This window comes from Ulvibacterium sp., assembly GCF_028285715.1.
In the GTDB taxonomy this organism is placed as follows: Bacteria; Bacteroidota; Bacteroidia; order Flavobacteriales; family Flavobacteriaceae; genus Ulvibacterium.
In genome coordinates, this window is record NZ_JANQOO010000020.1 from 149156 (window position 1) to 171342 (window position 22187).

The window sequence follows — 22187 nt, forward strand, 5'->3', positions numbered from 1 at the left end:
CATGGATAAGGGGCAACTGATAAGGGAACTTCGATTTAAGGCCATTCGCAGTAGTGGTGCTGGCGGACAGCATGTGAACAAGGTATCCACTAAAATTGAATTGACTTTTGATCTTATGCGCTCCGCCGCCTTTATGGATTCGGAAAAGGAGCGTCTGTTACACAAATTAAAATCTAGATTAACGAACAATGGCCTATTGCTTTTACATTGCGACGCCACACGGAGTCAACATAAAAACAAGGAACTTGTAATCCATCGTTTTTTGGATATTATGGCATCTGCATTAAAGGTTCCAAAAAAAAGAAAAAGAACAAAGCCTTCCCAAGCCGCAAAAGAAAAAAGATTAAAGACCAAAAAAATGACCTCCCAGAAAAAAGCAAGTCGCGGGAAACCCATTTTGGACTAATCCTTTAACCCATATCGGGTACGTCATAAAAGAATTGCGCTTTTTTAATTTTACCATTTTCAACTTGGTACAAACACAGTTCTTCCATTTTCCACCTGCCCTGCCCTTTGAAAGTGGCATCACTCATCATTGGGAGCATAAAGTGATTCCCGGCAACCACAGGTTCTCCCACTGAACCTCCATGAACCTCTTCAATACTATTGGCCCATTGATAATATCCGTCAATAATTTTTTCCTTGCCCTGGGTCACTTCATCCCCTGGCATACCCGGCATTTCAATACTTACCGCATCATCTGCATAAAGCTCGTAGGCTTCATCATATTTTCCCTCCTTGCAAAGGCTTACTAACTTGTCAGCAACTTCTTGTGTAGACATTCCTTAAATTTTAATTGGTTAATAGTTTTAAATTTATAAAGAATACCGGTTCCTTTTCTTAATTTATGGTTAATTATAGATGGAGTAGTCGTTTGGATATTCCGATATTCGTTATCACTTATGACCGATTGTTTGCGTATTACGTCCAATTTATCGTTGCATTTCAAAATGAAAAAGCTATTACTAATTTTAGTAGCCTTACTAGTAGGACAAGGTCATGCACAGAAACCCAATAAGACCGAGATCGTAAACGTAAATGGTATTGAGTTGTACTATGAACAATACGGCAAAGGTGAACCGTTGCTTCTTCTTCATGGCTGGACACAATCTTCCCAATTTTGGTCGGAATACATTTCCACCTATGCCCAAAGTTATGAAGTATACGTCGTAGACTTAAGGGGACATGGTAAAACCACGCCATTGACCAAGGATTTTTCCATACAAAAATCGGCCAATGATATCATAGCCCTAACTGATTATTTAAGCTTAAAAGGGGTCAAGGCCATTGGTCTGAGTTATGGCGGACTGGTTTTGCTTCAAATTGGCGGTTTACTTCCGGATCGGCTGGAATCCGTAATACTTATTGGTGCTTCCCATAATTATAGCGGCGGGGATAACAAAGCGCTTGATAATCAATTCACCTTTGACGACCTCCCTCCCTCCTTTGTGGAGCAACTTCGGGAACTACATCCTCAGGGAGACCAACAAATCAGGGCCTTGTTCAATCCTAACTTGAATTACGAAATTAGACTTGAGGAAGAAGATTTAATGGCAATGCGCACCCGAACATTGGTTATTAATGGTGACCGTGATGAGATATTGGGCGTGGACGCGGCGCTTGCACTTCATAAGAATTTGCCCGATTCGGAATTGTGGATCATTCCCAATTCCGGGCATATCCCAATTGACGGTACAAATAAATCCCAATTTCTGGATATCTCCATTGAATTTCTGAATCGGAAAAAAGCGAAGTAAGCTATTCCATCCAAGTACAAATGTGACACATCTTGGAAATGTTTTAAAAGGCAATAAAATCAAACCGTATTTTGTCGGCTATTCAATTGCCAAAATTTCGATTTTTTGCCCATTGAAAACAACGGTATCCCCAACAGTCTTCCCTAACAACAACCTTCCAATAGGTGTCCCAATAGAGATACAAAAAACGGATAAATCCTTTTTTGTAAAAGCCCCTGCGGAAATAGCCAAAAAGTAGTTCCCCTTTGAGGTAGTAATACAGCTACCAAGACCTATGGTTTCCATGCTGTCCTTTAAATTTATCCTGGCCACCACATATTTCATTTCCTCTGCTTTCGCCAATTGGCGGCCTAGTTTTTCGCGTTCTAGCTGTAACATGGACCTGGCAGTTTCATGTTTGTCGCCTGCACTGCTTTTAGTTTCCGAGTCCAACGCTTCTCGAATATTTAACATATTCTTCCGGATACGGGTAATGCGATCTACTACAAAAGCCTCGCAAAACGCCAATAGCTCCTCTTTGGTAATTCCTTTCATTAAAAAACTAATTGGAAAATAGTAAAGAAATGGGTATTTAAATCCTTAACTCGATTTCAGATAAGTATATATGGCACTAAAGATAAAGTAAAGCCTATTCCTCAAAATGATACAGGTCTGCCAACCGATATATCAAAAGGTTTACAATTGCACTATCTTCTTTGCCTGTATTGAACATTTGCTTTACCTCATCCCTATTTTCATTTTTAAAGAACCGCAGGTCGTCCGATCTATATTCGCTTAAAATATTCCAGGATTTAAGACCTTTGAGCATCTTTTGGTGTGCGGAATATCGTCGATTTATCAAGTTGAGTTGCTTCCTGAACGCAACGTTCCCTTTATTGCCCGCTTCAAATTTCTTGGCATTCCATTCCTCATATTCTTTCTTGAGACGATGATCCGCCTTTTCAGCTTCGGCAATAATTTTGAAATACGCCCGGGAAACTAGAGTGTTATATTTTTCCTCAAACGCCACTTCTTCCTCCATCAATGGGTTGTAGGAATCTTCCCTCCCTATTCCCGCATCTAAAATACTTGTATAAAAATCCATTTCCTCCTTCGGTTTTACCGTTCGATCGGCCAATAGAGAATTCTTCCATGCCTCGGATTTCACCATTTCCTTCCATACTTTGTTGTACTCCCTTTTAAAATTCATTTTCGATGAGGAACATCCAACACAAAAAGACACCATGAGGACTGTTATACAAACTAAACCAAATTTTCTCGGGACACCGTTTTTCATAAATCATAGTTTTAGTATACTCCCTAATCGTTACCCATCCGATTGTCTAAAAATGGACGACATGGATATCTACCAAAGCAAATAGTTCATATCCCCTAAGGTGAAGGATATGGGGTTCAGTTCATAAAAAAGGTGGATTAAGCTCTGGGGAAGCTAATGAAAAAGTTAAGGTCTCAATATAAGAAGAAAATATTACTTGTACAGTAAAACCAACGGCTTTATTCAGCTGAATGGAACGTATTAATACTAGCCTTGACCTAGTAAATGCGACCTGGTCTTTAGACAAGATCAGCCAACTCCTTTCCTACCAAACTACCTATAGCAATCCCCATGCCACCCAAACGAACGGCTCCGTACACATTTTTGGAAACCTGTTTTACAATAGGTCTTTTTTCCTTGCCTACCCCCATAATTCCGCTCCATCTCTGGTCAACTTCAAAGGTGGTATTGGGAAGTATGACCTGTTCCAGTAGTTCTTCCAATCGATTTTGAATCAATTCGGTTTGGCCGAAAAAAAATGTTTCCTCTCCTTCAATATCAAGGTTTCTGCCCCCTCCTAGTAGTATGCGATTATCAATATTCCGAAAATAATAATACCCTTCATCCAGGTGGAATGTACCTTTAATTTCCAAGTTTTGAATAGGTTTGGTAATTACTACCTGAGAGCGGGCGGGTCTTACATTTTCGTTTAATAGTTGGGATGCAAACCCATTGGTGGCTATGAACAACTTTTGGCTATCGCATTCAAAAGCGTTGGTTTGAAGTGATACGCTTCCCTGATTTTCCACAAAATCATTGACGGTTATCGAGTTTAAAACAATAATCCCTTTTTGTTGTGCCAGTTGCAAAAGGGCCATCATCATTTTACCCGTGTCCAATTGTCCCTCGAAGGAGTGCGCAATATAGCTTTCCTTTATTTTTTTGAAATTAAGGGAATTGGCATTTAGGCTAAAGGGTTTGGCACCAAATATCGGTTTTAATAGGGCATTGATCTTCGCCATATGGTCTAGACAATTCTCGTAAAGTGCTGTCTGTTCCTCCAAAAAAAGTTCGTATCCCCCATTTTGTTGGAACCCGATTTGCCTATCCCCTAAAATGCTACGAAGTAATTGTATCCCTTTCCATCTTTGCCTTACAAGACGAAATACTTGTTCATCGGAATGGGCTTGTAAATCGGCCAAAATTTCGGAAATACTACCAAAGCAGGCAAACCCGGCATTTTTAGTACTGGCTCCCTGCGGCAGAACACCTCTTTCTAGAACTACTATTTTGGATTTGGGGTGGGCATGCTTTAGCCTAAGCGCACAATTAAGCCCAACTATCCCACTTCCTATAATCGCAAAGTCTATATTGGACAGCCACGTTTTATATTCCCAATAGCTGAGGTTCATCTTACTGAATTCGTATGACCGACGAGTTTAGAAGAACTGTCAGGACCCGTCAGTTCATCCTTCGGGCTGCGCTTCCATCCTAAAATCTTCCATAAACTTGGTGGTATAATTCCCTGCCAAATAATCAGGGTGCTCCATAAGCTGTCTATGGAAAGGAATTGTGGTTTTGATGCCTTCTATCACAAATTCATCCAATGCACGTTTCATTTTGTTTATGGCTTCTTCACGCGTCTGCGCCGTGGTAATCAACTTGGCAATCATGGAATCGTAGTTTGGCGGAATCACATAACCACTATATACATGGGTGTCCATTCTTACCCCATGCCCTCCCGGAGTGTGCAAAGTGGTTATCCTACCGGGTGAAGGTCTAAAATCATTATAAGGGTCTTCCGCATTGATACGGCATTCTATGGAATGCAGTTTTGGAATATAGTTCTTGCCTGAGATAGGTACACCTCCTGCAACCAAAATCTGTTCCCGAATTAGATCATAATCCACTACCTGTTCGGTTATGGGATGCTCTACCTGTATACGGGTATTCATTTCCATAAAATAGAAGTTGCGATGTTTGTCCACTAAAAACTCTATGGTACCGGCTCCCTCATATTTAATAAATTCTGCTGCCTTTATGGCGGCCTTCCCCATTTCATCCCTTAGCTTATCGGTCATAAAGGGAGAGGGGGTTTCTTCGGTCAATTTTTGATGACGCCGTTGGACGGAGCAATCCCTTTCAGAAAGGTGGCATGCCTTCCCATATTGATCTCCCACTACCTGTATCTCAATGTGGCGGGGCTCTTCGATGAGTTTCTCCATGTACATACCCCCATTGCCAAAAGCCGCAGTAGCTTCCTTAACGGCACTTTCAAAGTTACTCTCCATTTGATCTTCGGACCAGATAGCGCGCATTCCCTTGCCTCCACCCCCGGCAGTAGCCTTGATCATAACCGGATAACCCATCTTCTTTGCAGTTTTTTTGGCATCGGCAACATCCTTTAAAAGTCCATCTGATCCTGGAATGGTAGGTACCCCAGCTCTTTTCATGGTGGCCTTGGCCGTAGCCTTGTCCCCCATTTGATCAATTTGTTCTCCAGAAGCACCTATAAATTTTATCTCATGTTCGGCACAAATCTTAGAAAATTTTGAATTCTCGGACAGAAATCCATATCCGGGGTGAATGGCATCCGCATTGGTAATCTCCGCGGCAGCTATGATATTGGGGATTTTTAAATAGGATTCGTTACTGGGAGCGGGACCTATACAGACTGCCTCGTCGGCAAATCTAACATGTAGACTTTCCTCATCTGCCTTAGAATAGACAGCAACGGTTTTGATACCCATTTCCTTACACGTCCGGATAATCCTAAGGGCGATTTCCCCCCTATTTGCAATCAATACTTTTTTGAACATAATACCTTAAAATTTCAAATCTCACATTCCAATACGATTTTGGCGTTTGGAGTTTGGGTATTGTAATTTAACCTAGGATGGATCTACCAAAAACAGAGGTTGATCAAATTCTACCGGTGAGGAGTCCTCCACCAAAACCTTTACGATTTTACCGGACACCTCGGATTCTATGTCATTAAAAAGTTTCATAGCCTCTATGACACAGAGAACATCCCCTTTAGCGATGTTACTACCTACCTCTACAAATGCCGGTTTATCCGGTGAAGGTTTCCTATAAAAAGTTCCTATAATGGGCGATTTTATAGTGATATATTTGGCATCCTCTTCCGGAGTCTCCTTAGTGTTCGCTTCCGTAGACGGAGTAGGGGTTTCCGCAGGGGTTTGGGGAATTGGTGCAATTGGAGCTTGCGGAACAGGAATTTGCTGTACATACGTTGTATCAGGTACAGATCCTACAGTTCCGGTCCGAATGGTGATTTTAATATCGTCCGTCTCAAGTTTTACTTCGCTGGCACCGGATTTTGCCACGAATTTGATTAGGCTTTGAATTTCCTTGATATCCATTACATTTCAGTTTTATAGTTTTAGTTATAGGCCCACTTTAAATAAATGGATCCCCATGTAAAGCCTCCGCCAAAAGCAGCAAAAATCAGGTTGTCACCCTTTTTTAGTTGGTCCTCATAATCCCTCAACAGAAGTGGAAGAGTAGCAGCGGTGGTATTGCCATAACGGTGTATATTTATCATCACCTTGGAATCCTCCAGGCCCATTCTTTTGGCTGTTGCATTAATGATTCGTTTATTGGCCTGATGGGGTACAAGCCATGACACATCTTCATTATTCAAATTATTCCGTTCCATAATCCTTACCGCCACATCCGCCATATTAGAGACGGCAAATTTAAATACCGTTTTGCCATCTTGATAAATAAAATGCTTTCGGTCCCTTACCGTTTCCTCCGAGGCGGGAAGCAATGAACCTCCGGCATCCATCCCTAAAAACTGTCTTCCTGAGCCATCCGCCCTAAGATACTCATCCTGTATTCCAAGGTTTTCCGTATTTGGTTCAAAAAGAACGGCCCCGGCCCCATCACCGAAAATAATACAGGTAGTTCTATCCGTATAATCAATAATCGACGACATTTTATCCGCCCCTATTAATAAAACCTTTTTATAACGGCCAGATTGGATATAGCTCGCCGCCGTGGACATCCCGAACAGAAAACTGGAACAGGCCGCCAGTAAATCATAGGCAAAGGCATTGGTAGCCCCAATTTCCGAGGCAACAAAGGCCGCCGTAGAAGCGACCAAACTATCCGGAGTGGCGGTGGCAACCATAACCAAGTCGATTTCCTCGGGGTCTATTTTTCTTTTTTCCAGAAGATTTTTTGCTGCTTTAATGGCCAAATAGGATGATCCTTCACCTTCCTCAGGTTTTAGTATTCTCCTTTCCTTGATGCCGGTTCTGGTAACAATCCATTCATCGTTGGTATCCACCATGCCTTCCAGCATTTTATTGGTCAACACAAAGTTTGGAACGTAAGCTCCTACAGCTGTAATGGCTGCCGTTAATTTACCCATCCTAAAGTTGATTTTACATCAAAAAAACTTCTAAAATGCATCAAAATTCGTGAAAAATACTGATTTTCTGCGACTTTTTTGAAAATTAAAGGGATTTAGAGAATTTGAAGATTATATGTTTCGGTTTTAATCCTACCCATTCCCTGGTAGTAGGGCATTTGAAGTAATCCTTGAAGTTGTTATTTGCTCTTGACCAAATGCCATTTTCATGTTTAAAAAATAGGCGCCTACAAAAAAACCTGCCCATTAAGGACAGGAATTCAAGAATAGTGTAGATATCGTTTTTAAGCCTCTGTTTCCTCGGTCTTGTCCATAAGAACCTGACCTTTATAATACAATTTGCCTTCATGCCAATGTGCCCTATGGTACAGATGCATTTCCCCTGTCGTGGGATCCGTGGCCAAGGTAGGAGCAACGGCCTTGTAATGGGTTCTTCTCTTATCCCTTCTAGTTCGGGATATTTTTCTTTTAGGATGTGCCATTTTTATATATTATTTATCCGTTAAAAACTGTTTTAATGCATCCCACCGCGGGTCATTTTTTTCAGAATTCTCTTTAATCTCCTTAGGTTGCAACTCCTTAAGCTTATCCAGCGTGTCGGATTTTAGGGTTCCATCCAAGACGCCTGGATGTATACGCTTTTGCGGGACAGCTAGCACCAACATTTCGTAGGCGTATTGTGCTATATTAATTTGGTGTTCCCCATGGGGAATAATCAATATCTCATCGTCCTCATTATTGAAATCTTCTCCAAACTTGACCACTAATTCCAATTGGGCAGAAATAGGTTGGTCATAAGGTTCACTTGTTAAGTCGCAATCCACATTTACTATGCCGTTGCCCTTTAACCGCAATTCGAGCATAGTACTCATCTTGTTCAGTTCCGCCGAGAAATCTATTTGGGCTTCATTGAACTCCTCGTACCCAAAGGAATCAAAGAACGTATTGTTAATAGTATAGGTAAACTCATGCTTTCCCTGCTTCAATCCCGAGAAAGGAATAGTAAATTCCTTATGCTTCATCGTACCAATACTTTTTGACCAATGCCCTTGAGGGGGACCAAACGTTTCCGTTATGGCGGGTGCAAAGATACTATTATTTTAATAAAAGCCAATAGTTGCCGGTCAAATGTTCAGGGCACCAACAGACTGTAAAACTTGCTGTTAAATTGTGTCGGTCTATCGCCTAACCTTTTGTTTTTGTAGAGGATTCTCGTTCAGTTCCTTGAATTCCAATCTGTTCCTAAAAATGTGCAGGGCGGTAAATACCGCCTCCTTAAAAGAGCTATGGTCCGCCTTACCCTTTCCGGCAATTTCATAGGCCGTACCATGATCCGGGGACGTACGGACTTTTGAAAGACCTGCGGTATAATTGACCCCTTTACCAAAGGAAAGCGTCTTGAAGGGAATTAAGCCTTGGTCGTGATAGGCCGCCAAAACCGCATCAAAGTTCTTATAGGAATCCGAGCCGAAAAAACTATCTGCGGAATATGGGCCAAAGACCAGATGTCCGGCATCTGACATTTCCTTGATAACAGGCTTTAACACTTCATCGTCTTCCTTTCCAATAACTCCATTATCCCCACTATGGGGATTAATGCCCAAAAGGGCAATTTTTGGCCTTCGAATCCCAAAATCCATCTGTAAGGATTTTTCAATTGTACGCACCTTGGTCCTAACCAAGATGGGATTTATGGTAGCCGGTGCGTCCTTCACGGCAACGTGATCAGTAAGCAATCCTACTTTTAAGGTATCCGTAACCATAAACATAAGACTCTCTCCTTCCAATTCTTGCGTCAGATAATCCGTATGTCCCGGAAATTTAAAATCCTCGGACTGAATATTGGTTTTGTTGATCGGAGCGGTGACCAAGACATCAATAGCATCCTCTTTAAGAGATTTTACAGCCGCCCGCAACGATCTTAGGGCATATTTACCCGCTTCTTGGGTCTCCTTTCCAAATTCTACCTGCGGTATTTCTTTCCAGACATTCACCACATTAATCTTGTCGTCAATAGTTTTGGAGGCATCATGGATGCCATGATACTTAATAGCAATCCCTAATTCATTTTTCTGGAAGGAAACGGTTTTATTGGAGGCAAAAATTACAGGTGTACAGAAATCCAACATACGGGAATCCTCAAAGGTTTTAAGAATCACCTCACATCCAATTCCGTTGAGGTCCCCTATTGAAATCCCTAGCCGTATTTTTCGATTTTCCTGCATATTTTCTTTGGCTTTATCCCTAAATTTATCGCACAAAATTACTTAATTTAAGCGGAACATGTTTACAGGAATAATCGAATCCTTAGGGGAGGTATCGCACTTGGAAAAGGAGGGCGGAAATTTACATATTACCATAGCTTCACCTGTTGCGAAAGAGCTACAAATAGATCAGAGTATGGCCCATAACGGTGTTTGCCTCACCGTAGTTTCCCTGGATGAGAATGAATATACGGTTACCGCTATAGAAGAGACCCTTCAAAAAACCAATCTTGGTGGACTAAAATTAAGGGATACTGTAAATCTGGAGCGTGCCATGATTCTAGGATCACGTTTGGATGGCCATATTGTTCAAGGTCATGTAGATCAAACAGGGACCTGTACATCTGTTGAAGAAAAGGATGGCAGTTGGATGTTTTCATTCGAGTATGATGTTTCGCTCAACAATCCGACCATTGAAAAGGGATCTATAACTATTGATGGGGTAAGTTTAACCGTGGTCGATTCTGGTACAAATACGTTTAGTGTGGCCATCATACCGTACACCTATGAAAACACCCGATTTCATTCCTATGAGGTTGGGTCAAAAGTGAACCTGGAATTTGATGTTATCGGGAAATACGTGGCCAAACTACTACATTGGGGTTCACACGGCACTAATGACGAATGACTGTCCGTAGTTAATTAACCGATTTTCAGTATGTTATCTGGGTTAAACAATGCGCCTATTGTCTTTTATATGTACAAAAAAGCTGGTGCGCCATCAAAATTAGAGGAATGGTCAAAAGTCTTTATTCCAAAAACTTGTACTTGGCCAAAAGCTCTATATCCGTATACTCCAAAGCCTTTTCATTGGTAGAGCCAAAAATGATGGGAGGGGCCATGCCCGCACTTTCCGCCTCTAACCATCGCAAAATACAAAGGCACCACTTGTCGCCGGCTTTTAGCCCAGGAAATTGCCATTCTGGCCTCGGTGTACTTAAATCGTTACCCTTGGATCTGGTGAATTTTAAGAATTCATCGGTCATTACGGCACATACGATATGGGTACCCACATCTTCTCGACCAGTCGCACAGAAACCATCCCTATAGAATCCGGTCAGGGGATCAAAACAACAAGATTCCAAGGTTGTGCCTAAAAGGTTTTTAGGAGCAGTTTCCATGGATACAAAGCTATGATTTACAACATGGATACAAAACAATATATAGAAAAATGGAAACCATGTCACTAAATATATGTTTTAAAAAATCCCCAAGGATTTCCATTTTTCCAATCATCATAAAATTGGGGCATTAGCAGGAAAAAAGAGAGATAAAGGGGAAAAGAGCAATAATCAACTACTTAGCGAAATCGCTACTAAACCTTAATAAAGATTTTCCTTTGATATAAAACATAGGCCAGAAGGCAATAAAATGCAACTACCGAAAGACCATAAAGCAAGGAGGACATTTGCATGGACATGAAATCATGGACATAGATGGTATCAAAGAGCCATGCATGAAGTGAGCTGTCCTCGCCCACTTTAATCGAATAAAAAATCTTGGAAATAAAACTGGATAAAAAATACACGATTATGGCATTGGCACCGGCATAGCGAAAAATACTTCCGAATTCAATACCTTTAACATCCGTCATGTAGTAAATCAATGCCAAGAGCATATTGGCCCAGCCTGCCGTAACCACTACAAAACTACTGGTCCAAAGCGCTTTGTTTATCGGGAAGATTAAATCCCATAAATGTCCAAGTATTAGCAACGACCCCCCTATACCGACCATAAGGGTCACTTTTTTGGGCTGTTTTGATGTTAAGACCAATCCGGTAAAGATGCCCAGCAAAGAACTGCAAATAGCGGGTATAGTACTCAAAAGACCTTCCGGATCATAATCCTCCTTCCACATATGGGTCCCTAAAATGTTTAAATCTACGTAATTGGCCAGATTGTTCGGAGCCCTTTCAAAGGTGGATTCCATACCATTTACGGGCACAAAACCCATTAACAGCCAATAGCCGATCAAAAGAAAGGCACATATACCGACCAGCGTCCTCCACTTAAGGTTGAGAAATAAAATCGCAGCAAAAAAGAATACTACCCCAATACGCTGTAAAACACCGGGAAACCGAATCTCTGCAAAATCCTTTATAAAGGGAAAGCTAATGGTAAACGCTCCAAGAAAAAGCCCAAGGCCAATCAGCTTCAAGGCACGTACAGTAATCTTTTTATAAGTCTTTGCATTAACGGGCTTGTTTTTATAGGCAAACACGATTGAGGTTCCCACGATAAAGAGGAAAAATGGGAATACTAAATCCGTAGGTGTATAGCCATGCCAATCTGCATGTAAAAAAGGCGCATATACGGCTGACCATGTTCCCGGAGTATTTACCAAAATCATAAGGACTATGGTCAATCCCCTAAAAATATCCACTGAAATAATCCTGTCCTTCATGGTAAAACTATAGTATATTGTCTTTCATACGGTTCCATGCTTTAATGAGCATAACACCGGAAATAGCAGCAACACCTGTTAAAATCAATGCTAAAGTGGTCTTTCCATAAATCCAATAGCCCGTAGCGAACATTGTGGAATAGACCAATACAACGCCCAATAGCATGGCCGATACACCGGAAGGTACACTCCACTTTTCATTTTCCAAGACTACCTCATCATTATCCTCCTGGGCCTCTTTGACAACTTTTGACCAGCCCGGACCTCCTGGTTGGATCTTTTTATAAAAATCGCGTAGCACTTGTTTTGATTCCGGTTGGGTCATGTACGTGGCCGACAGCCAAATTACCGAAGTCACCAGCATAATAAATGGTAGTTCACCCCATTCCGGCAATACCCCGGTATCCGAATCGAACAAGATGGGCCGTAATGAAGTTGTTTCCAGTAAAATAGCCAGAATACCGGAAGAGAACATGGCCGAAATTTCACTCCATGAGTTAATACGCCACCAAAACCATCGGAGAATGAAAATAAGCCCGGTACCGGCTCCAAACGACAGCAAAAGATTGAAAATACCCATAGCATTTTGCATGGCCAAGGCCAAAAAGGCACTTAAAATCATCAAAACGACTGTAGACAAACGCCCCACGGCTACCATCTGTTTTTCAGTGGCATTTGGATTTATTTGCTGTTTATAAAAGTCAAAGACCATATAGGAGGATCCCCAGTTCAATTGGGTAGAGATGGTACTCATATAGGCCGCTATCAAAGATGCCAATACAACGCCCAATAGGCCACTAGGCAGTTTGGTCAACATGGCGGAATAGGCCAAATCGTGCCCCAATTTATCCGCGGGCACATTTGGGAAAGCCTCTGAAATGCTCGCCACATCGGGATAAACGACCAATGAGGCCAAGGCTACCAAAATCCAGGGCCAAGGTCGCAAGGCGTAATGCATAATATTAAAGAAAAAAGTTGCGCCAATAGCATGATTTTCATTTTTCGCAGCCAGCATTCGTTGTGCGATATAGCCTCCACCGCCGGGTTCACCACCTGGGTACCAGGAACTCCACCACTGTACCGCCAAAGGAATTACCAAAATGGTCACTACCGCCTTGGTATCGCTTAAGTCTGGGAGGATATTAAGCTTGTCCTTGACATTTTCACTTTCAATAATGGCCTGTATCCCTCCAACCTCCGGAATGTTTACTAAGTAATAGGCCGCCCCAATAGCCCCCGCCATTGCTACAAAAAACAGTAAAAAATCAGTATAGACCACACCCTTAAATCCCCCCAACGCACTAAAGATTACCGTTATCAGACCGGCACCTATTACCGTTTCCCAAGGTTCCAGTCCCAACATAATTCCCCCTATCTTGATGGCCGCCAATGTTACCGCTGACATAGTGATAACATTGAACAAAATGCCCAAATATACGGCCCGGAACTTTCTTAGGAAACTGGCCGGGGCACCACCGTAGCGCAGCTCGTAAAATTCAAGATCGGTCTTTACGTTCGATTTTCTCCATAATTTGGCATAGACAAAAACCGTGAGCATCCCCGTAAGCAAAAAGCACCACCAACCCCAGTTGCCCGATACACCATTGGTACGAACGAGGTCCGTCACCAAATTGGGCGTGTCCGTGGAAAAGGTAGTAGCTACCATAGAAAGGCCCAACAACCACCAAGGCATCGTTCTACCTGACAAAAAATATTCTGAGGAGTTTTTTCCCGATTTTTTCGAAACATAAATCCCAATTCCTAGGACTATCGAGAAGAAAACAACAATAAAACTATAATCCAGTGTACTGAGTTCCATAGATTGGTTTTGGTTAATGGATAAAGATATTATTTTTTAGGATACTTTTGTGGTTCCACTGTTAATCTACCTTAGTGCTACCGACCCTAGTATCCGAAATTCCAATTACTTCCTGGACCTTGGCTTATATTGCAGCCTTCGTCATCGGTGTCTCCAAAAGTGGCATTAAGGGAATAGCCATCATCATCGTAACATTTATGGCTTTGGCCTTTGGTGCTAAGGAGTCTACAGGTCTTATCGTGCCCCTTCTGATAGTTGGGGATATTTTTGCCGTAATCTATTACAATAGACATACCCAATGGAAATACATTGCCCGCTTTCTACCATGGATGATGGCCGGTGTGCTTATCGGGGTCTTGATAGGTAAGGATTTGGATGAAGATACCTTTAAGATCGGAATGGCCTTCATTATCTTGGGAAGTGTGATTATGATGTATTGGTGGGATCGAAGAAAGTCCAAAACGGTTCCTGATCACTGGGCATTTGCTGGATTCATGGGTGTTATGGCCGGGATTACCACGATGATAGGAAATTTGGCTGGGGCCTTCGCCAATATCTTTTTCTTGGCCATGCGTTTACCCAAAAACGAGTTTATCGGGACCGCTGCCTGGTTGTTCCTGATCATCAACGTGTTTAAGCTTCCCTTTCATATATGGTCTTGGGGAACCATTACTTGGGAATCCGTACTCATAGATTTAAGGTTAGTCCCTGGGATTTTTATAGGCTTATACGTTGGGGTACGCCTAGTAAAAATAATACGGGAGGGTTTTTATAGAAAGATGATATTGATACTGACTGCCCTTGGGGCCGTATTGATTCTATTCCGTTAATTGCTATCCATTTATCAAGAAATATAAGTAGCTTTATGTCTCTTAGAACGAAGCTAATGTTTAGCCCGATTTCCAACAAGTACATAAGTCTAAAGCCGGCATTCCTTTTATCCGTAATGCTCTTGGTTTCTTGTGGAACGGAGAAGGCCAAACCAGTGCCGGATAGAGGACTATTATCTGAAATTGAGGTTTCCTTGGATACACTGGTTGAGATCTGGTACCCCAAAACCGTGGACAATAGTAATGGCGGGTTTTGGTCCGATTTCGATTACAAATGGGAAAAAGAAGGTCCGCAGAACAAAATGCTGGTAAGCCAGGCACGTCATATCTGGACAGCCTCGACCTTGGCTCTTTTTTATAAGGATAAAAAGTACGAAGAAATCGCAGCGCATGGATATCGCTTCCTAAGAGATGTAATGTGGGACGGAACCAATGGTGGCTTCCACACCCTGCTACATGTAAAGAACGATTCTTCAAGAATCTTGTCCAAAACCAAGAGCACCTATGGTAACTCCTTTGCCATCTATGGGCTCGCCACCTATTACAAAGCTTCCAAGGATACAGCTGCCCTAAATCTGGCAAAAAAAACCTTTTTATGGTTAGAGGAACATGCACATGACCCCATACACAAAGGCTATTTCGATGTCCTTCAGCTCGATGGCTCTTGGTTTTTGGATGTCAAAACAAATGATGCCGATTATGACAATTTTGTACGAAAGGATTGGAAGGATCAAAACTCCTCCATTCACCTTTTGGAGAGTTTTACCGCCCTGTACGAGGTATGGCGGAATCCCCTATTGAAAGAACGCTTGGAAGAAATGCTAGGATTAATACGGGATACCATTACTACCCCAAAGGGTCACCTTAATTTGTACCTGGAACGTGACTGGAAGCCAATATCACTACAGGATTCAACAGATGCCTATAGAAAGCAAAATTTGTGGATGGATCATGTTTCCTTTGGTCATGATGTGGAAACCGCCTTCCTTATGTTGGAGGCCTCCCATATACTTGGAAGGAAAAAAGATTCCATCACCTTGGGAAAAGCAAAAAATATGGTAGATCATGCCTTGGAATGGGGCTGGGATCGAGAGAGCGGAGGATTTTATTACGAGGGCGCTTATTGGGATAAAGTGGGCAGGCGTACTATTGAAAACGAGGCAAAAGTATGGTGGACGCAAGCGGAGGGGCTTAATTCCCTTTTGCTATTTTCCAAATTGTTTCCGGATGAATCGAGGTATCTCGAATTGTTTGAAAAACAATGGGACCATATAATTACACATATGATCGATTACGAATACGGCGGTTGGTTCCACGAAGGATTGGACACCAATCCGGAGGCCAAATATGACGCAAAGGCCCACAATTGGAAAGTAAACTATCATAATATCCGGGCTTTGGTGAACACTATACAAATGCTAAAGGGTGAATTCCCTTTGACCGATACGAAACATTGAAAGTAGTAATTTGTCGTTTTCCTAACGGGTATACTTTTCCATGGTGTACAACTCCGGTTCCCCTCCTCGATTTCCACAACCAGAGGCAACATACAAATTCCCTTCATATTCCAACACCCCGGTACCATGCCTTCCTTCAATCATTGAGGGGAGAGATCGCCAAGTATTGCTACCAAAAGCAAGTGCTTCTACATGGGCATGCGCCTTTTCCTGGTTGCTGGACTCTCCTCCCAACACCAAAATCTCATTCCCCTGCAAAATTGCCATGTTACCTGCACGTTGGGTAGGTATATCATTAGGAAGGGTATTCCAACTATTACTGGCAATGTCATATACATCAACCTTTCCTAAAGTACTTCCAAAAGGCTCATCGGATGCTCCGGTATTTCGTCCGGCCAGCACGTAAATCTTTCCGTTGGCTTCAACGGACTGAAAGTGATCCCTTGGTCTCGGGGCATCGGCCAGAACCTTCCATTCACCTGTATTCAGGTCATAGCTATCCATCCAATTCTTATGATCTCCGATATGGCCGTTCTTTATTCCGCAGGAGACATATATTTTTCCATCATAAATAACATTTCCTGTGGAACCCCTTAACCGTTCCGAAGGAATTTCATCTCCTTTGGACCAGTTATCGGCCAGAGGGTCGTAAATGTAAATCGTCCTTACAGGTGTTTCATTAGGCCATGCTCCAGTAAATGCCCCAACGATATATATCCGATTTTTGTGGACAACAGGTTGAAAATGATGGATCTCTATGGGTGGCTCCATACCTTGGGTCCATTTTTGAGTTTGCGTATCGTAGATACTTACAGGACGTATGCCCCGTCCTCCAAGCAGATAAAATTTGTCCTCAACCTTTACAAAAGCCGCCTCATGGCGTTGTACCGGTTTACTTCCATCCTTGGAAACAACTGATCCCCATGAGGATTCCACTACCTGTTTTTGATTGGTCATCCCTTCAGTACTTTTTGGCGCTTCCCTGCATGCCCCAATAATCAATAGAAAGCAGGTGAGAGCAAATGTATTTTTCATGTGTTTAAAATTTTTAAATGCCTATAAATAAACTATATAAAAATTTAAGAACCCATGCAACCACTCGTTGCAGTCGTTCTCTCATGAATTTATTTTAATCATTTCACTGTGTGTAGTTTTTGATTAAAAAATTCATGTTCGTTTCATCTGATGTTGAATTAATTTCTTGAGATGATCAAATGTACTAAAACTAAAAATTCATCTTTGGCGATTTCCGTTGGCTGAATTCTGTGCGATTTCAGGTACAAGTTTAAAATTCCATAAATACTTGGTAAGCATTTCTTAACTTCAAAAAATTTACATATGGTAAAAAATTACAGAATATTGTCCTTAAAAAATTTACCATTTGTAAACCCATCCCAAGTTTTTGAAACTTAGCAAAAAAGATAGCCGCGTTTTGTTTTTTGGAGCGTTCGCCTCTTTTGGGGTGTACTTTTGCATGTATGCATTTCGAAAACCATTTACAGTAGCGACCTATGAAAACTATTTTCTCTGGGGGGTGAATTACAAAATAATGCTAATCATCCTGCAGGTGCTTGGGTATATGCTTTCCAAGTTTGTTGGCATCAAAGTGATTTCAGGTCTACGGGTAAAAAGCAGGTTCGGATACCTCATTGGAATGATCGTGATGGCAGAGTTAAGTCTTATTTTATTCGGACTCGTTCCCAACCCCTATAACTCGGTTTTTATGTTCACAAACGGTTTGTCGCTTGGCATGATATGGGGTGTAGTATTTTCATATTTGGAAGGGCGCCGGTTTACGGAAATTCTTGGGGTAGCCCTATGTTCCAGTTTTATAGTTTCCAGCGGAGCCGTAAAGTCGGCAGGGCTTTTGGTCATAAAGTATTTTGGTGTTTCCGAATTTTGGATGCCGGCAGTGACAGGGCTTATATTTATGCCTCCCTTCCTCGTTTTTGCCATGCTTCTGGAAAAAATCCCCAGGCCTGATGCAGAAGACAGGTTGTTGCGAAAGGAAAGAAAGCCTATGAATACCGAAGATCGCCTAAAAACAGTTCGGAATTTTTTTCTCCCTTTGGTCATTTTGGTTTTTTTCTATATCTGTTTGACGGCGTTGCGGGATTTCCGCGATAATTTTTCCCGAGAAATTTGGGACTCCGTAGGTTTCGAAGATAACGCCTCCATCTATACCTTAACCGAAGTTCCTGTGGCCTTATTGGTACTGCTATTGATAGGACTTTTCTTTTTTATTAAAAAGAATTATAGAGCCTTTGTTTCCTATCATTACTTACTTATCGGTGGTAGTTTATTCATTGGCTTGTCCTCCTTGCTTTATCAGACCAATGTGGTCGGCCCAGTTTTTTGGATGATAAGCATAGGGCTGGGATTATACGCATGTTACGTCCCCTTCAATTGTTTGTTTTTTGATAGAATGATCGCGACCTTTCGCATAAACGGTAATGCCGGATTTCTTATTTACATTGCCGATGCCTTTGGTTACCTGGGCAGTGTGGCGGTGTTACTTTATAAGAATTTTGGAAGGACGGATATATCTTGGTTGGAATTTTTTGTAGAGGGCACTTACGTTGTTGCCATCATAGGTTTTGTCGTCTCGGTTTTGTCCTTGGCCTACTTTAAGAAAAAATACAATAGCGGGGTCTATGATCCCCCACAGAAAATCTCCATTGTTGAATTATGAGAAATGTTTATGACTTAATTGTAATAGGCGGAGGGGTATTGGGAACATTTCACGCCTACCACGCCATAAAAAAAGGGTTGGCGGTGGCCCTCATCGAAAAAAATGAGACTCCCCAAGGGGCCACGGTACGCAATTTTGGTCAGGTAGTCCCTTCGGGAATGAATGGCAAATGGCAAAAGTTTGGGAGGGAAAGCCTTAAAATCTATAAAGACATCCAATCAAAATTTGATGTTTCGGTAAGACAAGAAGGCACGGTCTATCTGGCTTCAAATGAAGACGAGATTCGATTACTTGAAGAACTTTCCGAAATAAATAAAAAAAACGACTATTCCTCCCGGTTATTGACCAAAAAGGAATGCTTGCAAAATTATCCAACCCTAAGGGAAGATTATGTAAAAGCCGGACTGTTCTTTCCTGAGGAGGTAATCGTTGAACCGAGGTTGATGATCAATCGTTTACACGCCTATTTAGTGGAGCTCGGTTTGGAACTATACACGAATACGGAAGCTATTGAATGTCATAGTCTAGTTGACTATGTTAGTGTCCATACTGCCAAAGGGGACACTTTTTCCGCAGGTGAAGTGATTATTTGCAATGGTAGTGATTTCAAGACCTTATATCCATTGCTGTTCAACGAAAGTGATTTGGAAATTTCAAAATTGCAGATGATGCAGACCAAATCCCAAGGAACTTCTTGTGTAAAAGGCTCTGTTTTGACCGGACTTTCCATTAGACGTTATGAGGCATTCGCCGAATGTCCTTCATTCAAAGCAGTAAAGGCCAAGGAGGAGCCAAATTCATTTGAGAAAAAGTGGGGTGTCCATATTCTTTTTAAGCAGGCTGTCGATGGTTCTATCATTTTAGGAGATTCCCATGAATATGCCCCTGCGGAACATATGGACGACCTTGGATTCGATATCAACATGGATATAGATCGTTTTATTTTGAACGAGGCCCAAAAAATAATGGATCTCCCAACCTATGAAATTCAGAACCGCTGGACAGGGCGGTATTCCCAATGCAAAAATTCCGATATTTATCAAAGAACAATAGACAACAACATCCACATTGTAACCGGAATCGGAGGCAAAGGAATGACGGGCAGTGCCGGTTTCGCAAAGGAAAATATAAATTCAATATTTCATTTTAAGCATGCATAAGATAGAATTGGCCGTTTTTGATATGGCGGGAACTGTGGTAGATGAGGACAACGTAGTATACAAAACATTACAAAAGGCCATTAACAAAAAAGGATACCTTTTAACCTTAGACTTTGTACTGGAACATGGGGCAGGAAAGGAAAAACATCAGGCCATAAAGGACATCCTTCGTATTGAGGAAGGTTATGATCAAGATGAGACTGCGAAGGAAATTTTTAAGGACTTCAAAAAAATGTTGGGAAAGGCCTATCAGGATTTGAGTGTAACCACCTATGCGGGAGTCGAAGATTTACTCGATACCTTAAAAAAGCTAAATATTAAAGTGGCCTTAAACACAGGTTACGACAAGAACACGGCACAATTGCTCCTGGACAAAATGAATTGGACCATGGGAATTCACTATGATATATTGATTACGGCGGACGATGTAAAAAGAGGAAGACCAAATCCCGATATGATTTTTGAGGCCATGGACATTCTTCAAATCAACAATCCTTCCAAAGTCTTAAAAGCCGGTGACTCGATCATTGACATCCAAGAAGGTAAAAATGCAAGATGTGGTATGACTATTGGCGTTACCACAGGAGCCCACACCAGGGAACAGTTAAGTTCCGCAAAGCCCACCTATGTTTTGGATTCGTTGATAGAACTGGAAGAAATCCTGACTTCGAACTAAAACCAGACGGGCACTACGTCATATAAAAAAATAAAGCACCAGCATTGTAGTGGAAATATTTCCGCGATTTACGGGAACATGGGGAATTCGCCCATCAAAGAAGATGGAGTCCCCAGCCCTAAGACCAATCTCGTCCTCTCCAATAACGTAATTGCATTCCCCGGATAAAACGTATTTAAATTCAAAAGCGTCCGTGGTTACCTTTCCTCTTTTGGAATTAGGCTCTATTTCCAAAAGGACCGTCTCAAAACCTAAAGAAGATAGTTGCTTTCCAAAAATATGGGTATAGGTAAAGCCCAAGGCATCATCCTCTTTTTCAATTACGCTGTTCTCCTCTTTTCTAGAAATTATATACCCAGCGCCATTCGTTTGTGGCATCCCCTTGAAAAAATCGGTTACCTCAATTTCAAGTGAACTTATAATCTTCAAAAGCACTGGTAGGGAAGGTATGGTACGTCCGTTTTCAATACGGGAAATCAACCCGCCGGTAACACCTGCTTTTTCGGCAATCTCACTTATAGTGCTATTCCCGTTCTTGCGTATCTCCTTTATTCGTTTTCCGATTCCGATAAGATAATCTTCCATACCTTGAATTAACCTTGCAAACATAGTACTAATATCGTTTTCCAACATCGCAAATGTTAAAAACAACCCAGTATCCCCATCTATATCGGCCCTCTAAAAGTCTTGAACCAATTAACTAACAATTTGAATATTTGTAAATAATACAGATGTAACCTTTTCGTAATACTTTTAATCTAAACCTAGTAATCATTTAACTTTAAAAGGAAGTTAGCCTAACCTCTCCTCGTGATATTTGTTTCGTAATAATTAACCAAAGTTTACAAATACGAAAAAAATGGAGAGAACACGATTTTTAGTACTACTTACTTTCTTAGTAAGTTTTGTAGGCTATTCCCAAACTATTTTTTCGGGAACCGTCTTGGATGAGAACAACGTTCCCCTGCCTGGGGCATCGGTTTTAGTACAGGGAAGCAACATCGGGGTGGCAACCGATTTTGATGGTAATTTTGAAATTGAATTGCCCGACGGAAACCCTTTATAACGAAGGGGTTCGTTTATCCTTTGAATACTGGGAAGTATCGCAAGACGTAACTGCGTATTTAGCCCAGGATGGAGTAACTTATGATGGGGAGTTGGAAACCATAATCACCCAGAAATGGCTGGCTTCCTTCTTGGTGGGCTTTGAAGGTTGGTACGACTTTAGAAGGACCGGACTACCAACGGTAATCGTTCCTGGACCTGACAATGTAAACGATGATCGCGTTCCCGTACGGTTCCTATACCCAGATTCGGAACAAACTTTGAACAGTGAGAATTTTGACGCCGCGGTTTCTGAAATCGGGGCAAATGATATTAATATAAAGGGTTGGTGGGAAGAATAAGACTCAAACGATTTAAGTATCTTGGGATGACGACATGGTAAGGCGAAATCTATACTAAAAAAGGAGAC

The 22187-nt window shown here is 41.7% G+C and carries 25 protein-coding genes; 10 read left to right on the forward strand and 15 right to left on the reverse strand.

Going from position 1 to position 22187, the window contains the following annotated elements; all coding sequences use genetic code 11:
• Position 1 precedes the first annotated feature (1 nt).
• Positions 2-406, forward strand: a complete 405-nt coding sequence (arfB, locus tag Q0993_RS12265; RefSeq protein WP_299533398.1) for an alternative ribosome rescue aminoacyl-tRNA hydrolase ArfB — start codon at positions 2-4, stop codon at positions 404-406.
• Positions 407-410: 4 nt separating this feature from the next.
• Here the strand turns inward: arfB and Q0993_RS12270 are convergent, their stop codons facing one another.
• Entirely contained in the window at positions 411-782 is a 372-nt protein-coding gene (locus Q0993_RS12270) for a SnoaL-like domain-containing protein (protein ID WP_299533400.1), read from the reverse strand.
• Between the two features lie 168 nt (positions 783-950).
• Between Q0993_RS12270 and Q0993_RS12275 the strand changes: the two genes are divergently transcribed.
• Positions 951-1757, forward strand: coding sequence for an alpha/beta hydrolase (locus tag Q0993_RS12275; protein ID WP_299533402.1), 807 nt, complete (start codon positions 951-953; stop codon positions 1755-1757).
• Positions 1758-1835: 78 nt separating this feature from the next.
• Here Q0993_RS12275 and Q0993_RS12280 read toward each other — a convergent pair whose 3' ends face one another.
• The 9 genes from Q0993_RS12280 to pdxA all read right to left on the reverse strand — a co-directional run bounded on the left by Q0993_RS12280 (position 1836) and on the right by pdxA (position 9636).
• Positions 1836-2291, reverse strand: a complete 456-nt coding sequence (locus Q0993_RS12280; protein ID WP_299533404.1) for a GreA/GreB family elongation factor — start codon at positions 2289-2291, stop codon at positions 1836-1838.
• A 94-nt stretch (positions 2292-2385) separates the two neighbouring features.
• The gene (locus tag Q0993_RS12285; RefSeq protein ID WP_299533406.1) at positions 2386-2946 is read right to left on the reverse strand and encodes a hypothetical protein; all 561 of its coding nucleotides are present in this window, start codon (positions 2944-2946) and stop codon (positions 2386-2388) included.
• 365 nt (positions 2947-3311) lie between these two features.
• The gene (locus Q0993_RS12290; RefSeq protein ID WP_299533408.1) at positions 3312-4424 is read right to left on the reverse strand and encodes an FAD-binding oxidoreductase; all 1113 of its coding nucleotides are present in this window, start codon (positions 4422-4424) and stop codon (positions 3312-3314) included.
• A 54-nt stretch (positions 4425-4478) separates the two neighbouring features.
• A complete protein-coding gene (accC, locus tag Q0993_RS12295) occupies positions 4479-5831 on the reverse strand; it encodes an acetyl-CoA carboxylase biotin carboxylase subunit (protein WP_299533410.1) in 1353 nt (450 codons plus the stop codon).
• A 72-nt stretch (positions 5832-5903) separates the two neighbouring features.
• Positions 5904-6395 (reverse strand): acetyl-CoA carboxylase biotin carboxyl carrier protein, encoded by a 492-nt coding sequence (gene accB / locus Q0993_RS12300; protein WP_299533412.1) that lies wholly within the window; start codon positions 6393-6395, stop codon positions 5904-5906.
• A 20-nt stretch (positions 6396-6415) separates the two neighbouring features.
• Positions 6416-7411, reverse strand: a complete 996-nt coding sequence (locus Q0993_RS12305; protein WP_299533414.1) for a beta-ketoacyl-ACP synthase III — start codon at positions 7409-7411, stop codon at positions 6416-6418.
• 284 nt (positions 7412-7695) lie between these two features.
• Entirely contained in the window at positions 7696-7893 is a 198-nt protein-coding gene (rpmF, locus tag Q0993_RS12310) for a 50S ribosomal protein L32 (protein ID WP_299533416.1), read from the reverse strand.
• A 9-nt stretch (positions 7894-7902) separates the two neighbouring features.
• Positions 7903-8433, reverse strand: coding sequence for a DUF177 domain-containing protein (locus Q0993_RS12315; protein WP_299533418.1), 531 nt, complete (start codon positions 8431-8433; stop codon positions 7903-7905).
• Positions 8434-8589: 156 nt separating this feature from the next.
• The gene (pdxA, locus tag Q0993_RS12320) at positions 8590-9636 is read right to left on the reverse strand and encodes a 4-hydroxythreonine-4-phosphate dehydrogenase PdxA (RefSeq protein ID WP_299533420.1); all 1047 of its coding nucleotides are present in this window, start codon (positions 9634-9636) and stop codon (positions 8590-8592) included.
• Positions 9637-9694: 58 nt separating this feature from the next.
• On the opposite strand from pdxA, the gene Q0993_RS12325 reads away from it, so the two are divergent.
• On the forward strand, positions 9695-10303 hold the full coding sequence (locus Q0993_RS12325; RefSeq protein WP_299533422.1) for a riboflavin synthase: 609 nt from the start codon (positions 9695-9697) through the stop codon (positions 10301-10303).
• A 121-nt stretch (positions 10304-10424) separates the two neighbouring features.
• Here Q0993_RS12325 and Q0993_RS12330 read toward each other — a convergent pair whose 3' ends face one another.
• The 3 genes from Q0993_RS12330 to Q0993_RS12340 all read right to left on the reverse strand — a co-directional run bounded on the left by Q0993_RS12330 (position 10425) and on the right by Q0993_RS12340 (position 13898).
• A complete protein-coding gene (locus Q0993_RS12330; protein ID WP_299533424.1) occupies positions 10425-10796 on the reverse strand; it encodes a DUF2237 domain-containing protein in 372 nt (123 codons plus the stop codon).
• A gap of 194 nt (positions 10797-10990) precedes the next feature.
• Positions 10991-12079: an acyltransferase family protein gene (locus Q0993_RS12335; protein WP_299533426.1), complete on the reverse strand. Its 1089-nt coding sequence runs from the start codon at positions 12077-12079 to the stop codon at positions 10991-10993.
• A 7-nt stretch (positions 12080-12086) separates the two neighbouring features.
• A complete protein-coding gene (locus Q0993_RS12340) occupies positions 12087-13898 on the reverse strand; it encodes a sodium:solute symporter family protein (protein WP_299533428.1) in 1812 nt (603 codons plus the stop codon).
• 74 nt (positions 13899-13972) lie between these two features.
• Here Q0993_RS12340 and Q0993_RS12345 point away from each other — a divergent pair, with 74 nt between their 5' ends.
• Both Q0993_RS12345 and Q0993_RS12350 read left to right on the forward strand, forming a co-directional pair.
• The gene (locus Q0993_RS12345; RefSeq protein WP_299533430.1) at positions 13973-14728 is read left to right on the forward strand and encodes a sulfite exporter TauE/SafE family protein; all 756 of its coding nucleotides are present in this window, start codon (positions 13973-13975) and stop codon (positions 14726-14728) included.
• 56 nt (positions 14729-14784) lie between these two features.
• Positions 14785-16185: an AGE family epimerase/isomerase gene (locus Q0993_RS12350; protein ID WP_299533432.1), complete on the forward strand. Its 1401-nt coding sequence runs from the start codon at positions 14785-14787 to the stop codon at positions 16183-16185.
• A gap of 21 nt (positions 16186-16206) precedes the next feature.
• Here Q0993_RS12350 and Q0993_RS12355 read toward each other — a convergent pair whose 3' ends face one another.
• Positions 16207-17220 (reverse strand): kelch repeat-containing protein, encoded by a 1014-nt coding sequence (locus Q0993_RS12355; RefSeq protein WP_299533434.1) that lies wholly within the window; start codon positions 17218-17220, stop codon positions 16207-16209.
• Between the two features lie 439 nt (positions 17221-17659).
• Here Q0993_RS12355 and Q0993_RS12360 point away from each other — a divergent pair, with 439 nt between their 5' ends.
• From Q0993_RS12360 to Q0993_RS12370, 3 genes are read left to right on the forward strand one after another with little or no spacing between them, the layout of a single operon-like run.
• Positions 17660-18877 carry a DUF5690 family protein gene (locus tag Q0993_RS12360; RefSeq protein ID WP_299534011.1) on the forward strand — a complete coding sequence of 406 codons (1218 nt, stop codon included), beginning with the start codon at positions 17660-17662 and terminating at the stop codon, positions 18875-18877.
• Positions 18874-20037 carry a TIGR03364 family FAD-dependent oxidoreductase gene (locus Q0993_RS12365; protein ID WP_299533436.1) on the forward strand — a complete coding sequence of 388 codons (1164 nt, stop codon included), beginning with the start codon at positions 18874-18876 and terminating at the stop codon, positions 20035-20037. The genes Q0993_RS12360 and Q0993_RS12365 overlap by 4 nt, the downstream gene beginning before the upstream one ends.
• A complete protein-coding gene (locus Q0993_RS12370; protein WP_299533438.1) occupies positions 20030-20713 on the forward strand; it encodes a phosphonatase-like hydrolase in 684 nt (227 codons plus the stop codon). Before Q0993_RS12365 ends, Q0993_RS12370 begins: the two co-directional genes overlap by 8 nt.
• Positions 20714-20731: 18 nt before the next feature.
• Here Q0993_RS12370 and Q0993_RS12375 read toward each other — a convergent pair whose 3' ends face one another.
• Entirely contained in the window at positions 20732-21298 is a 567-nt protein-coding gene (locus Q0993_RS12375) for an XRE family transcriptional regulator (RefSeq protein ID WP_299534013.1), read from the reverse strand.
• A 274-nt stretch (positions 21299-21572) separates the two neighbouring features.
• On the opposite strand from Q0993_RS12375, the gene Q0993_RS12380 reads away from it, so the two are divergent.
• Both Q0993_RS12380 and Q0993_RS12385 read left to right on the forward strand, forming a co-directional pair.
• The gene (locus tag Q0993_RS12380) at positions 21573-21779 is read left to right on the forward strand and encodes a carboxypeptidase-like regulatory domain-containing protein (RefSeq protein ID WP_299533441.1); all 207 of its coding nucleotides are present in this window, start codon (positions 21573-21575) and stop codon (positions 21777-21779) included.
• Positions 21751-22119, forward strand: a complete 369-nt coding sequence (locus tag Q0993_RS12385; protein WP_299533443.1) for a SusD/RagB family nutrient-binding outer membrane lipoprotein — start codon at positions 21751-21753, stop codon at positions 22117-22119. The genes Q0993_RS12380 and Q0993_RS12385 overlap by 29 nt, the downstream gene beginning before the upstream one ends.
• The last annotated feature ends 68 nt before the right edge of the window (positions 22120-22187 follow it).